Here is a 13,019-nt window from a genome sequence, read left to right as displayed (position 1 = left end):
GCTGGTGGCCCTAGAACCCCCTAAGACCTCTTGTTTGCATTGAATGTTCGCAAACTTTGCAATTAGCCTGTTAAACTTTTTGCTGTCATTGTTTGCCTCGACTCCATGTTCTCCCCACCGCCTCTGGTGTATCCTTTCCCTCTTTACAGATAACAAGGCAAAATGGGGCATGACCTATCAGGTACTCGCGAGAAAATGGCGGCCTAAGAGTTTTAGGGAAATGGTTGGCCAGGAGCACGTGCTTCAGGCGCTGATCAATGCGCTCGATCACGACCGGCTACACCACGCCTATCTCTTTACCGGTACCCGCGGAGTGGGTAAGACCACTATTGCCCGCATTCTGGCTAAGTGCCTCAACTGCGAGCAGGGCGTTAGCTCCCACCCCTGTGGCGAGTGTGGGTCTTGCCTGGAGATCGCTGAGGGGCGTAGCGTTGATTTACTCGAGGTTGATGCCGCTTCCCGTACCAAAGTCGAAGATACCCGCGAATTGTTGGAAAACGTGCAATATGCGCCAACTCGCTCGCGCTATAAGGTTTATCTGATTGATGAAGTACATATGCTGTCGACCAGCAGCTTTAACGCGTTGCTCAAGACGCTGGAAGAACCGCCACCGCATGTGAAGTTTTTGCTGGCGACAACGGATCCCCAAAAATTACCGGCGACGGTGCTATCTCGGTGCCTGCAGTTCAATTTGAAAAATATGCCTCCCGAGCAAATTGTCGGTCATCTGGCCAATGTGCTGGAACATGAAATGGTCAGCTTTGAGGAGCCCGCCCTCTGGTTGTTAGGCAGGGCAGCCTCCGGCAGTATGCGAGACGCACTTAGTTTAACCGACCAAGCCATCGCTTTTGGCTCGGGAAAGTTGATAGAAACCGACGTACGCAGCATGCTAGGCAGCGTAGACCTGAGCTTTGTTTATCAGTTATTGGAAGGCGTTGCTGCTGGAGATCCGGCAGAATTGCTGGCTATTGTTGGGCGCATGGCAGAGCATGCCCCCGATTTTGAAGGCAGCACGGACGAACTCATTTCTATGGTGCACAGGGTTGCAGTCGCTCAGGCGGTCCCCGACGCTATTGATAACAGTTGGGGTGATGCTGACCGGGTCGCGGCATTGGCGCAGTCGATAGGCGCGGAAGATGCCCAACTGTTCTACCAGATTGCCATCAACGGTAAGCGTGACATGGCTCTGGCGCCTGATCCACGCAGTGGTTTTGAAATGTTATTGTTGCGCATGTTGGCTTTCCGGCCAGCAGCGGTTATCGACGAATCTCTGGGTGCAGCTGATCTGCAACCAGCGCCATTAAATCCGGATCAAGGAAGTACCGCTGGGGAGGTCGGCGCTACTGCAAAAAAGCCCCATGAGCCTCGACAGGAGGCAGTGCCTTCTATCGAGTTGCAGGCCCCAGAGGTCTCGCCCCAGCGCCCAACGGAGCGACTGAAGCCGGAGCAGCCGTCTAACGATGCGGACCCCGCTTCACGGCAGGCTGCGCCGCTGGTTGGTAGCCCACCCCTAGAGGTCCCAGAGTCGATTCCAAAGGTGACAGGGGTGATTCTCGAGCCCAGCCCTGAGAACTGGCCGCAGTTGCTTTCACAATTGGGTCTGTTGGGGATGGTGCAGAGTATTGCGAGCAACATGCAATTGATTGAGGCTGCAGCCGGGCAGCTCGAATTCGTTCTGGATACTGACAATGCCTCGCTGTTTAACGACGGTCATTGTGACAAAATCCGCCTGGCGTTGCAGAACTATCTCGACAGAGAGTTGTCTGTTTCGATAACAGTAGGCGAGCCTCCGGGAGAGACCCCTGCAATGATTCAGGCAAAGGCTGCAAGTGAGCGGCAAAAGCAGGCTATTGAAGCAATTGAAAGTGACCCGCGACTGCAAGCATTAATCACAAAATTTGACGGTCAGTTGGATCGCGCGTCCATCGCGCCGCTGGATTCCTGAGGAACAAAGAATGAAAAACATTTCGGACCTGATGCAACAGGCGCAAAAAATGCAAGCAGATATGCAAAAGGCGCAGGAAGAACTCGCTAAAGCCGAAGTGCTCGGCGAGTCTGGCGCCGGTATGGTCAGCGTAGTAATGACTGGGCGTCATGACGTAAAACGGGTAACTATAGACCCGGCTGTACTGTCTGAAGATAAAGAGGTACTCGAAGACCTGTTGGCGGCTGCCGTCAATGATGCAGTACGTAAAGTGGAGTCCCATAATCAGCAGGCTATGTCAGGCCTGGCCTCGGGGTTGAACATTCCTCCGGGCTTCAAGATGCCGTTTTGAACGAGTTACCAAACCAGTGAAATTCAGCCCTGCTCTACAGGAGTTGATGGAGGCCCTGAGGTGTTTGCCCGGAGTGGGTCCTAAGTCTGCCCAGCGAATGACCCTGCACCTGCTTGAACGAGACCGGGAAGGCGCCAGCGAGTTGGCCGGTGCATTGCAAAGTGCTGTCGATAAAATCGATCACTGTTCTCGCTGCCGCAATTTCACCGAGTTTGACGTCTGTGAAATTTGTGCCGATATCAAACGGGATGTCAGTACGATTTGCGTGGTAGAAACTCCCGCCGATGTGTTGGCGGTGGAGCAGAGTGGCAGTTTCAGGGGCATATACTTTGTATTAATGGGGCACCTGTCGCCCATCGATGGCATTGGCCCGGCAGAAATCGGGCTCGACAAGTTTCAGCAGCGGGTAGTGGATGAAGGCATTGAAGAAGTCATTTTGGCGACCAACCCAACCGTAGAGGGAGAGGCCACCGCCTATTACCTCTCGGATGCATTGCAGCGACAGGGCGTGAACGTGTCGCGTATCGCCCATGGCGTTCCTCTGGGCGGCGAGCTCGAGTACGTAGACGGTAGTACCCTGGCTCACGCGTTTTCCGGCCGCAGGCCGGTGGAGTAAATAATGGATTGGCAGTTAGTAGAGTCCGACGCCGCGCTTGCAGAGCTTATGGACGCCGCGATCGGCTGCGATGCTGTCATGGTCGACACTGAGTTTATGCGTCGTAACACCTTTTATCCCCAGGTGGCCTTGGTGCAATTGTGTTTTTGTGGTGGTGGCGCCACCGGCACCGCCTGGATGATTGACCCCCTGAAAATCGAAGATCCGGCGCCACTGGCCAACCTGTTCAAGGACGCAGGTGTCATCAAAATACTGCACTCGGCGAGTGAAGATCTTGAAGTCTTTCAACGGTGGCTGGGGGTATTGCCCTTACCCTTGTTTGATACTCAAAAAGCCGCGGCGCTGGTCGGACTGGATTTTGGACTGGGTTATCGCTCCATGGTGCTGGAGCTTTGCAATGAAGATCTACCCAAGGGCGAAACACGCTCCGACTGGCTGCAGAGACCGCTTACGGAGTCACAGTGCCACTACGCCGCCCAGGATGTGATTTGGCTACTTGATGCCTACCAGATCATTGCTGAACGCTGCCACAATATGCAGCGCTATGATTGGGTATTGGAGGATGGAGAAGAAGCTTGCCGTGGGCTTGCTTCCATGAGTGGTGCTCAGTATTACCGGCGTATCAAGGGCGCCTGGAAGCTTGAGCGAAGGGAGTTGGCTGCACTGATTGCAATTTCTGAGTGGCGCGAGCGCACCGCCCGGGAAAAAGATAAGCCACGCAGTTGGATTATTGATGATAAGGCTTGCCTGCAGCTTGCCCAGGTTGGGCCTGCGAATATGAATGATCTACGGTCCAAGATCGAAATGCACGGGTCTTCTATGCGTCGTTACGGAGAAACCCTCCTCGATCTAGTGGCGGAACAATCGGCCGTTCCAGAGGCAGAGTTGCCAGCCACCTTGCCAGCGCCTTTGAATTCCGTCCAGCGCAAACAGATGAAAAAATTGAAGCAAATAACCGAAAAAATAGCGTTGGACTTGGGCGTCGCACCGCAGGTGCTGGTGGCCAGCAAGGACTATGAAGTCTTGATTCGCAAAGATCCTGAGCAGCCAGCCGCCTGGGCCGGCTGGCGTCGTCAAAAAATTATTGAGCCACTGCGCTCATTGCTGGAAGGGGATGTTGCTTGAAACACCTGGTGGAGATTTTTCGCAGTTCACGTAAAGAAGAAATGTATCTTTACGTGGAAAAAGCGAATGGACTTAAAGATGTCCCGGAGATCTTAATGAAACAATTCGGGGAGCCCGAAAGCGTCATGACGCTGGTTTTGGAGCCCACTCGAAAGCTGGCGCGAGTCAGTACGGCAGAGGTGCTGGAAGGACTTGAACGGAACGGCTTTTTTTTGCAGATGCCACCGACCGCCGCAGAGCTGCTGCGCAGAGAGGGTAGTCGTGAGTGAGTGGTGGAACGAATTATCACTTGCGCAATTAGATAATGAGCAGTGGGAAGCATTGTGTGACGGTTGCGCCAAGTGCTGTCTGCACAAGCTAGAAGACGAGGACAGTGGCGAGGTTTTTTACACACGCGTGCGTTGCCAGTACCTGCTGGAAGACACCTGTCGATGCAGTGATTACCCCCAGCGTTCGGTGATGGTGCCCAACTGCATCAGGTTGGAAAAAGAGTCCGTTGCATCGCTGGACTGGTTGCCGGCCACCTGTGCTTACCGACTGCGTTCACACGGTCAACCATTGCCAGTCTGGCACTATTTGGTCTCCGGCAGCCCAGACACGGTGCACCAAGAGGGCGTATCCATTCGAGGCAAAGCTCTTTCTGATGAATATGTACACCCGGATGGCTACGATGAACATATCATAACCTGGACGGAATAGGAGTAAACAGGTGCTGAGTGAAAGTTCCTATCTTATGGCGATTTATGTCTATTGTGGCGCTGCCATCATGTTGTTGCTGTGTCTGGCCTGGTGGCTTGGTCGCCGGTGGCCGAACGTCTGGGTAGCGCTATTGATCCTGGTGAGTGCCGCATTGCTGCTTACCCCGGCATACCCGCGTGAGGAAGTAGATACGCTGGCACCAGCGTTAATAGTCGCCGGGTTCCAAATGGCAACAGAGGGTTTTGAATCAGCTCGTCATGCCTTAAAGCCGCTGACCTATAGTTGTGGCTTCGCTATTTTATTGGCGCTGGTGTTCAGGTTAGTGTTCTTGCGATCAGGGAGAACGTCAGCCTCCAGCAATGCCGAAAAAGCGGAGTCCAACTGAATGAGTTCGTTTCGGCAATTATCCAGCCTGGTGTTGCTGCTATGTTTATTCTCCTGCTCATCGTTGGCGAGCAGCGCCAGTTTGAAGCCCGATTTACGCATCTTGATTGATGTTTCCGGAGGGATGAAGACGTCGGATCCCAGAAATCGTCGAGCGTCTGCGCTGGTCCTGTTGGTGAACTTGCTTCCCGACGGTGCCAAGGCTGGCATATGGGTGTTCGGCAAAGAGGCTGAACTTTTGGTGCCTCACGGCTTGGTGGATGCAGCCTGGCGTCAACAGGCCCAGCAAGCTATTGCAACTCTTAAGGCCGCTGGTCAGAGAACCAATATCCCTGCCGCCCTTGAACAGGCCACTGCAGACCTTGAACAGCCGACTTCCGGTTATCGCACTAGTGTCTTATTGCTCACCGCGGGTAAGGTTGATGTTGCAGAATCGCCAATCATCAACGTTAACGAGTCACGGAAACTGTTGAATGGACGGGCCGTAGAGTTGGGTGAACTGGGTGTGCCGGTGCATACCATAGCGTTTTCTGCGCAGGCTGATGCCATGCTCTTGCGTTCCCTTGCACGGCAGACTAATGGCACATCGCGGCAGGCAGACTCGGCAGACGAGCTGAGTGTTATGTTTATGAGGGTACTGGAGATGGTAGCCCCCGTGGCCCAAGTTCCCATTATCCATCGTGAATTTACTGTTGACGACCGCGTACAGCAATTATCAGTGCTGACCTTTTTTCAGCGCGGTAAAGGCAAATTAAGATTGATTGATCCAGACGGTGTGATCCTTTCATCAGAAGATGAATCAGAGCGAGTGGACTGGTTTCGTAATCAACAGTTTGCATTGGCTACTGTAAATAACCCAGGCGAAGGGAGCTGGCGACTGAAGATGCCTCCAAAGGCGTTTGCCAGGGCATTGATCGTTTCTGACCTGGAGTTAGAGGTGGGCCCGCTGCCTAATTACGTGCCCGCGGGACAACAGGCCGAGTTGACATTGCATCTGTCTGATCAAGGTACGGTGATCACTGATCAGGAGGTGTTATCGGGCTTTAACGTCAGTTTGAGAGTCAAGGGTCCCCTGGGGAATAACGACATTGTGGTCGTCGATAGCCCTTCCACTGATGGGGTTTATCGGGTGGTAACCCCGGTTTTAGCCCAGCCGGGCCGTTATCAACTGCTGCTTAGGGTCGATACCCAATCCTTGCGACGAGATTTGCCGATTTATTTGGAGGTTGAGGTGCCGGCGGAGCAGCCGACGCTGGTGACCCGTGGACAGGAGATGCCCGAAGACGACTTTAAAGCACCATTGATGTGGTTGGCGGGTGTCTGTGGTCTTGTGTTGCTGGGCGTCTGGTTTATTTTGCGTCGCCGCGAACAACGTAAACTTGCCCTTTGGCAAAAACGCGCTCGCGAAATTGGCCGCAATGGCTCAAGCAGGTTCTCGACGAGTTCCGCGAGCGCGAATGAGGCTGGTGACCAACTTGATTAGTCAGTTACCAATCGGTACGCTTGGCGGCTTTGAAAATTTAACAGGTAATAGTTCAGATGAAATTTGAAGGAACCGAGAGATACGTTGCCACTGATGACCTGCGCATGGCGGTTAACGCAGCTGTTGTTTTGGAGCGCCCGCTATTGATCAAGGGCGAGCCTGGAACAGGCAAGACCATGTTGGCGGAGGAAGTGGCAGAAGGGCTCGGCAAGCGGCTGATTCAGTGGCACATCAAATCGACCACCAAAGCCCAGCAGGGTCTCTATGAATACGATGCGGTGTCGCGCTTGCGTGACTCCCAGCTGGGCGACGCCAAAGTGCAGGACATCGCCAACTACATTAAACAGGGCAAACTCTGGGAGGCTTTTGATTCCGATGAGCAGGTGGTCCTGCTGATTGATGAAATCGACAAGGCCGATATTGAATTCCCCAACGACTTGTTGGTCGAGCTGGATCGCATGGAATTCTTTGTGTATGAAACCGGAGAGACTATCAAGGCCAAGCAGCGCCCGATTATCATCATTACCAGTAATAATGAGAAAGAATTGCCGGATGCGTTTTTGCGGCGCTGCTTCTTCCACTTTATCAATTTCCCTGATCGGGACACCATGCGTGAAATCGTCGCCGTTCACTACCCGGATATTTCCAAGACACTGGTGCAAGAAGCCATGGAAGTATTCTTCGATCTGAGAGGAATCCCCGGTCTGAAGAAAAAGCCTTCTACCTCGGAGTTGATCGATTGGCTGAAATTGCTAATGGCCGATGAGATTCCGGATGAGATTCTCAAGGATCGTGACCCCACCAAGGCGATTCCACCGCTATACGGCGCGTTAATGAAAAATGAGCAGGACGTACATTTGTTGGAACGTTTAGCCTTTATGCATAGACGCGAGACACGCTGAGGCTAGCTCTGTGCTGATTAATTTTTTCCATGGCCTGCGTGATGCGGGCGTCCCGGTAACTACCCGAGAGTTGTTGGATCTGCTGGAAGGTATGAAACGGCGGGTGGTGTTTGGCTCAATGGATGAGTTCTATTACTTCAGCCGTACTTGCATGGTCAAGGACGAGAAGTACTTCGACCGTTTTGACCAGGCCTTTGGGTTGCACTTCAAGGATCTGGAAGCGCTTGACGATGTGATCGAAGCGCTTATCCCCGATGACTGGCTGCGTTCCGAGTTTCTTAAAAATCTGTCCGAAGAAGAAAAAGAAAAAATTGAATCCCTGGGCGGGCTGGAAAAGCTCATCGAGGAATTCAAAAAGCGACTGGAAGAGCAGGAAAAGCGCCACGAGGGCGGTAACAAGTGGATTGGCACCGGCGGCACTTCGCCGTTCGGCCAGGAAGGATACAATCCTGAAGGCGTTCGGGTAGGGCCTAACGGGCGCAACAAAAAGGCAGTAAAAGTTTGGGACAAGCGCGACTTCAAAAACCTGGACGATAGCGTTGAGCTGGGTACTCGCAATATCAAGGTAGCTATGCGCCGATTGCGCAAGTTTGCACGCACCGGCGCCGCCGATGAGCTGGATCTGGATGACACCATTACCTCCACCGCCCGCAACGCAGGCCTGCTGGATATCAAGATGGTGCCTGAGCGTCACAACGCGGTAAAAGTGCTGCTATTTTTTGACGTGGGCGGTTCCATGGATCCCCACGTAAAAGTGTGTGAAGAGCTGTTCTCAGCGGCGCGCACAGAGTTCAAGCACATGGAATATTTTTACTTCCATAATTTCCTGTATGAAAATGTTTGGAAGAACAATGTTCGACGGCACAACGAACGGACCTCCTTGCTGGATGTGCTGCATAAATACAGTCACGATTACAAAGTGGTGTTCGTGGGTGATGCTTCGATGTCACCTTATGAAATTCTTCAGCCAGGTGGCTCTGTGGAGCACTGGAACGAGGAATCGGGCGAAGTTTGGATGCGCCGCCTGCAAGAAGTTTATGACAAAGTGGTCTGGATAAACCCTGTTCCCGAAGAAGAGTGGCAGTACACCCAGTCGGTGGCTATTACCCACAAACTGCTGGAAGGTAAAATGTATCCGCTTACGCTCAAGGGGCTTGAGGAAGGTATGGGCTATCTCTCCAAGTAGGGAGGTCTTAGGTCTCAGGGTTCGAGCAGGCGCTTACCTTACCTTTGCAAGGCTCCCCGCAAAGGCAATCAAGCTGGCGGTAACCGCTACATTCAGTGACTCCACTCCATTGTTCATCGGTATCGACAACGACTTGTCGGCCAGCTGGACGACGTCTTTTGATACGCCTTCGGTTTCGTTGCCCAAAACGTAAGCAACGTGTTTTTTAGGCGTGAATTCAAACAAAGTCTGGCTTGCATTAGCTTCAAGGCTACAAATTTCTACCTCTTGCTGTGCCAGTCGTCGCAATGCGTTTACCTGGGAGTCGCACATTACCAACGGTGCTCGATAGAGCGTGCCGGCGCTTGCCTTGATCACCAGGGGTCCCAGGGCAGCGTTGCCCTTGCTTGACCATAGCACGGCGTCTATGTGGCCGGCCGCGGCTGAGCGCAAAATCATTCCCAGGTTTTGCGGGTTGGTAATGCCGTCCAGTGCGAGGATACGTTGCGGGGCGAGTCCAGGTAGTTCCTCAACATAGGTTTGTAACGAGCGAAAACTCGGGCAAAGAATATCCAGCGCTACTCCCTGGTCCTGCTTGCCGTTCTTGGAGATACGGGCAAGCGCCTCGCGGCTGTGCTCGTGGACCGGGATGCTTTTTTTTGCGGCCGCATCAAGTAGTTCGGTAATAATGCCGCCGCCGCGGTTGCTACTGGAAAGGTGTAATGCGTGGCACTGGAGCAGGGGGTCTCGCAGGGCTTCCAGGGCTGGTTTACGGCCATAAACTGTCAGCACACGCTCGAAAAACGCTTTTTTCTGGGTGTAGTCTTCGCTGTCCTGCATGCTCACGCTTTGGCCTCTCTTTCCCGCTGTAATTGCTCTCGAAACATGCCTGGAGAGATACCTGTCCACTTCTTGAAGGAGCGATAAAAGGCTGAGTTGTCCTGGAAGCCCATTATCGCCGCAATGGCGTCAATGGAGAGCTCATCCTTGTGCATATATTGAACTGCGAGTTCGCGACGTAAGTCATCTTTCAACTGCTGAAAGCTGGTTCCTTCAGCAGTAAGGCGCCGATGCAAAGTGCGCGGGGACATGTTCAGCTGCGACGCCGCACCGCTTGCTGTGGGCAGTCTCTCTGGGCCGGCAGAGACCAGAATCTGCTCTACTTTAGCCGATAGGTTTTTCAGGTTACCGGGCACGTCACGTTTAACCAGGGGGTAGGGCGCCAGTCGCAGGAATTCTCTCAGGCTTGCCTCGCTTTGAACAATGGGGTGCCGCAATAACTGCCGGGAAATGACCAGACCTGAGTTATCCATGTCAAAGGCAACAGGACAACCGAATAATTTTTCGTAGTGCTGGGTACTTGCCGGTGCCGAGGCTCTTAACTGAACTGCTTGCAAGGGCATTTCTCTGCCAATCAGCCAGCTATAGAAGCGGTACATCATGAGCAGGATATTGGCATGCCCTATGTGCTCACTGTCGCTCTCCTGGGGGGCGGAGCGCTGAAACAGGCATAGCATCTGGTCATCTTGCAGAGGCACCAGAGGCCCGCTTATGCGCTCTCTGGACGTATTCCGGTACTGGTCGCAGTAATCGTGAAACTCCCAGGCGCGAATAAGGGCCTGCTCCAGGGTTGGACAGTGAATGACGAACAGGCACATCATCCGAAACGTGCCAGGCGGAGCATGGTATTCCTGTCCCAGGCCGAACGCCTCGTCCTGAAGCAGCTCCATCAATAAGCCATAGAGCTTGCTGTAGCTGGCGGTCGTGATTTCTGTTGTTTCCGGGTTTTGATCTGCCAGGGGGTTAAAGTCCAGACCGATGTGTTGCAGCGCTCGTTCCAGTGGATAGCCCTGATCAATCACCACTCGCAAGAGGGTATTGAGCGTTTTCAGGGGCATGGTGTTCACAGCGCTAATGTTTCCCAGTATTGACTGCAGAGGCGGGGAGATGGGCGAGGTATCTGGCTTTACGTGCCCTCTGCCAGCGCGGTAATTCGATCGGCGGACGCCTTGATGCGGGCGGCGATCTCCTCAATCCTGGCGCCGGTGACCTGGCCGCCTAAAGATCCGGCGACAAAACACATGACTGGAAGCTTATTTTCGATAAAAACCGGTACGGAAATAGTGCTCACGTCGTACTTGGCTTTTGGATCAATACGATCCAGGTGAAAGTATTCGTCACACAGATCGTGCTGATAACGATTCGCAGCGTCTTCGAGTTCGGTCAGACTCCAGGAGGTGTGGATACGAGCCAACTCTTTTGTCAGTTTGACTTCAGCTTTGGTTTTGAGTGTGACTTCGTAGCCGCGTGCGCGAATAGCAATTAGCGCAACCCTAAGCTTTTGATCCAGTTTTTCGTTGTACTCGCCGCGGGATTCATGAGCGCGGCTCAGCCACGCCTCCAGGTGTTTAGCGGGAGAGAAGGCGGTGAAACAGGCGGCCACTGGCGCTGTATTGGGCAGGCGCAGTCCCAGTTGGAATGAGTCAATCAAGGGCTGTGCTTTACCGTAGAGCGCTAGTAGGACCATGTGTTGTTTGGAGCGTCCGGTGACCGCGAAGCCAACGTCCAGGTCTTGCTGCAGGCTTTCCAACTCTGGCCTGGCATATTCCAGTACCGGGAACTGAGCAAAAGCGGCATTGCCCGCAGCGATAATAGAGGGGCCTAGTCGGTAAGCCTTGGTTTTCGGATGTTGAACTAGAAACCCGTAATTGGCCATAGTGGTGAGGATCGCATGGCAGGTAGCTTTATTGAGGTTTAGCCTGCGTGTCATCTCGGTCAGGCCAAAGGCCTGGTGAGGGTTGGCCATCAAAAGGTCCAGAATCGCCAGAGCGCGGGCTGTCGGTTGTGAAAAAAGGGCCAAACTAATACTCCCGGCAGGAACACCGACTGCGTCGGTGCGTGCAAATTTTAGTATAAAATGTTGTACTTGTTTTGGTATGGTAACGCCGCGAGGTAGGCTACAGCAAGCCTGCTGTTATCGATGCTAAAGTGAATAGCCAGCGTGCCTCGTGGCAGAGCTCCGGAGAATTGAGACCAACGTGTTAATCCTGTATGGAACCAGCGCCTGTCATCTGTGTGAAATCGCCGCTGACTTGCTGCGCGATGCGAGCCTCGAATTCGAGGAAGCCGATGTCAGTGAGTCGGACGTGTTGTTTGAACGCTATGGCCTGACGATTCCCGTGCTTAAGCGAGAGGACGACGCAGAACTGAACTGGCCTTTTGACGCAGCCCGGTTGGCAGCCTTTGTCAGTTAGTTGCCTACGCGAACCGCCAGTACGTCGCAGCTGGCGCCGTGGAGTACACCGTTGGCAGTAGAGCCCATTAATAGGGCGAGGCCATAGCGGCCGTGGCTGCCGACGACGATCAGATCTGCGCTGATTTCCTCTGCCATGGCATGAATTTCAACCTCCGGTCGGCCAAGCACGATATGCTGATGATCTTGGTCTATGCTGTTTTGCTCGGAAAAGCGCTTTAGCTGCTCAGTTGCCTGATTCTGTATTTCATCCTGCAGACCGGAAAAATCCATGGGGATATCCACCCCGTAGGCGAAACTGAGAGGTTCGATGACGTGGATAATGTGAAGTTCGCAGTCGCTGTTGTCGGCTATACCTTGCGCCCGTTGCGCAACTTGGTTGGACTCATCACTCAGGTCGATGGCGACCAGAACTTTTTTATATTGAGACATGCGTTCGCTCCGCGCTTTCAGGATTAGCAGGGCTTTAGTTATAGCATAGAATCCGGTCTGGGCAATCCCGCCTCTGGCTTGAATTTGATCTGAATCAGGAATCTTGTTGATTGAAATACCTACTGATCTTGTTGGTGATTGCTTTGGCCTTGGCGCCGCTGACCCACTTTTTGCCCAGCAAACGGCAGCGCCTGATTGCCAAAATGCGTGAGTACGCCGCCGTGCACGGACTTTTTGTCGAATTTCGGGATCTGCCATCACGCGCAACGCGGCAAGGGCGTGAGGAGCGCAAGCAGCAGATTATTTATTACGGCAGGCGGTTGCCCCCTTCTCGTAAAGACGCCCGCAGCCGCACTGCCTGGGCATGTGAAGATGGCAACTGGCTATCTTTGGCCGAGAGAACGGCGGTGCCAGCCGCATTAGAGCAAATGCCTGCCACAATTCTGGCGGCGAGTCTCGATGAGGGGTCCTGCGGTATTTACTGGCTCGAAGTCGGCGATGAGGCCGATGTTAAACAGATTGTCAGCGCTCTGGAGGCTTGGCAAGGCCAGCTCTGATCGGGGTGTTTGGGGCTAAATTGACAGCCGAGCAATAAGCACTGATGCACGATTTTTCTTGACCGGGGCGGGATGGCGACTTATATATGCCCTTTTTTGACACAGGCTCGCACAGCGCCTTGCGAAC

The 13,019-nt window shown here is 53.5% G+C and carries 16 protein-coding genes; 12 read left to right on the top strand and 4 right to left on the bottom strand.

Annotated elements, in window-relative coordinates; all coding sequences use genetic code 11:
- Positions 1–169 precede the first annotated feature (169 nt).
- Genes dnaX through EYC87_RS07760 form a run of 10 tightly spaced genes read left to right on the top strand, consistent with a single transcriptional unit; the run spans position 170 to position 8,671 of the window.
- Positions 170–1,945, top strand: a complete 1,776-nt coding sequence (gene dnaX, locus EYC87_RS07805) for a DNA polymerase III subunit gamma/tau (protein ID WP_279252379.1) — start codon at positions 170–172, stop codon at positions 1,943–1,945.
- 10 nt (positions 1,946–1,955) lie between these two features.
- Positions 1,956–2,276, top strand: coding sequence for a YbaB/EbfC family nucleoid-associated protein (locus EYC87_RS07800; RefSeq protein WP_007228013.1), 321 nt, complete (start codon positions 1,956–1,958; stop codon positions 2,274–2,276).
- A gap of 16 nt (positions 2,277–2,292) precedes the next feature.
- The gene (recR, locus tag EYC87_RS07795; protein ID WP_279252378.1) at positions 2,293–2,892 is read left to right on the top strand and encodes a recombination mediator RecR; all 600 of its coding nucleotides are present in this window, start codon (positions 2,293–2,295) and stop codon (positions 2,890–2,892) included.
- 3 nt (positions 2,893–2,895) lie between these two features.
- Positions 2,896–4,017 (top strand): ribonuclease D, encoded by a 1,122-nt coding sequence (rnd, locus tag EYC87_RS07790; RefSeq protein WP_279252377.1) that lies wholly within the window; start codon positions 2,896–2,898, stop codon positions 4,015–4,017.
- On the top strand, positions 4,014–4,286 hold the full coding sequence (locus EYC87_RS07785; RefSeq protein WP_007227911.1) for a YcgL domain-containing protein: 273 nt from the start codon (positions 4,014–4,016) through the stop codon (positions 4,284–4,286). Before rnd ends, EYC87_RS07785 begins: the two co-directional genes overlap by 4 nt.
- Positions 4,279–4,716, top strand: coding sequence for a YcgN family cysteine cluster protein (locus EYC87_RS07780; protein ID WP_279252376.1), 438 nt, complete (start codon positions 4,279–4,281; stop codon positions 4,714–4,716). Before EYC87_RS07785 ends, EYC87_RS07780 begins: the two co-directional genes overlap by 8 nt.
- A 10-nt stretch (positions 4,717–4,726) precedes the next feature.
- On the top strand, positions 4,727–5,101 hold the full coding sequence (locus EYC87_RS07775; protein WP_279252375.1) for a hypothetical protein: 375 nt from the start codon (positions 4,727–4,729) through the stop codon (positions 5,099–5,101).
- Entirely contained in the window at positions 5,102–6,583 is a 1,482-nt protein-coding gene (locus tag EYC87_RS07770) for a vWA domain-containing protein (RefSeq protein WP_279252374.1), read from the top strand. It begins immediately after the preceding gene.
- Positions 6,584–6,639: 56 nt separating this feature from the next.
- Positions 6,640–7,485, top strand: coding sequence for an AAA family ATPase (locus EYC87_RS07765; RefSeq protein ID WP_007227966.1), 846 nt, complete (start codon positions 6,640–6,642; stop codon positions 7,483–7,485).
- Between the two features lie 10 nt (positions 7,486–7,495).
- The gene (locus EYC87_RS07760) at positions 7,496–8,671 is read left to right on the top strand and encodes a vWA domain-containing protein (protein WP_279252373.1); all 1,176 of its coding nucleotides are present in this window, start codon (positions 7,496–7,498) and stop codon (positions 8,669–8,671) included.
- Between the two features lie 33 nt (positions 8,672–8,704).
- Here the strand turns inward: EYC87_RS07760 and EYC87_RS07755 are convergent, their stop codons facing one another.
- From EYC87_RS07755 to EYC87_RS07745, 3 genes are all read right to left on the bottom strand, one after another.
- On the bottom strand, positions 8,705–9,490 hold the full coding sequence (locus EYC87_RS07755; RefSeq protein ID WP_279252480.1) for a TrmH family RNA methyltransferase: 786 nt from the start codon (positions 9,488–9,490) through the stop codon (positions 8,705–8,707).
- A gap of 2 nt (positions 9,491–9,492) precedes the next feature.
- On the bottom strand, positions 9,493–10,548 hold the full coding sequence (locus tag EYC87_RS07750) for an AraC family transcriptional regulator (RefSeq protein WP_279252372.1): 1,056 nt from the start codon (positions 10,546–10,548) through the stop codon (positions 9,493–9,495).
- Between the two features lie 68 nt (positions 10,549–10,616).
- Positions 10,617–11,510: an IclR family transcriptional regulator gene (locus tag EYC87_RS07745; RefSeq protein ID WP_279252371.1), complete on the bottom strand. Its 894-nt coding sequence runs from the start codon at positions 11,508–11,510 to the stop codon at positions 10,617–10,619.
- Between the two features lie 178 nt (positions 11,511–11,688).
- Between EYC87_RS07745 and EYC87_RS07740 the strand changes: the two genes are divergently transcribed.
- Complete coding sequence (locus tag EYC87_RS07740; protein ID WP_279252370.1) at positions 11,689–11,904, top strand: glutaredoxin family protein; 216 nt, start codon at positions 11,689–11,691, stop codon at positions 11,902–11,904.
- On the opposite strand, the gene EYC87_RS07735 is transcribed toward EYC87_RS07740, so the two are convergent.
- A complete protein-coding gene (locus tag EYC87_RS07735; protein ID WP_279252369.1) occupies positions 11,901–12,335 on the bottom strand; it encodes a universal stress protein in 435 nt (144 codons plus the stop codon). The two genes, EYC87_RS07740 and EYC87_RS07735, sit on opposite strands and share 4 nt — an antisense overlap.
- Positions 12,336–12,445: 110 nt before the next feature.
- On the opposite strand from EYC87_RS07735, the gene EYC87_RS07730 reads away from it, so the two are divergent.
- A complete protein-coding gene (locus tag EYC87_RS07730; RefSeq protein WP_279252368.1) occupies positions 12,446–12,892 on the top strand; it encodes a hypothetical protein in 447 nt (148 codons plus the stop codon).
- Positions 12,893–13,019 lie beyond the last annotated feature (127 nt).

The organism is Candidatus Seongchinamella marina, from assembly GCF_026262685.1.
Classification (GTDB): Bacteria; Pseudomonadota; Gammaproteobacteria; order Pseudomonadales; family Halieaceae; genus Halioglobus; species Halioglobus marinus.
The sequence above is the reverse complement of the archived record's forward strand: the minus strand, read 5'-3'. Positions and strand labels throughout refer to the sequence as shown.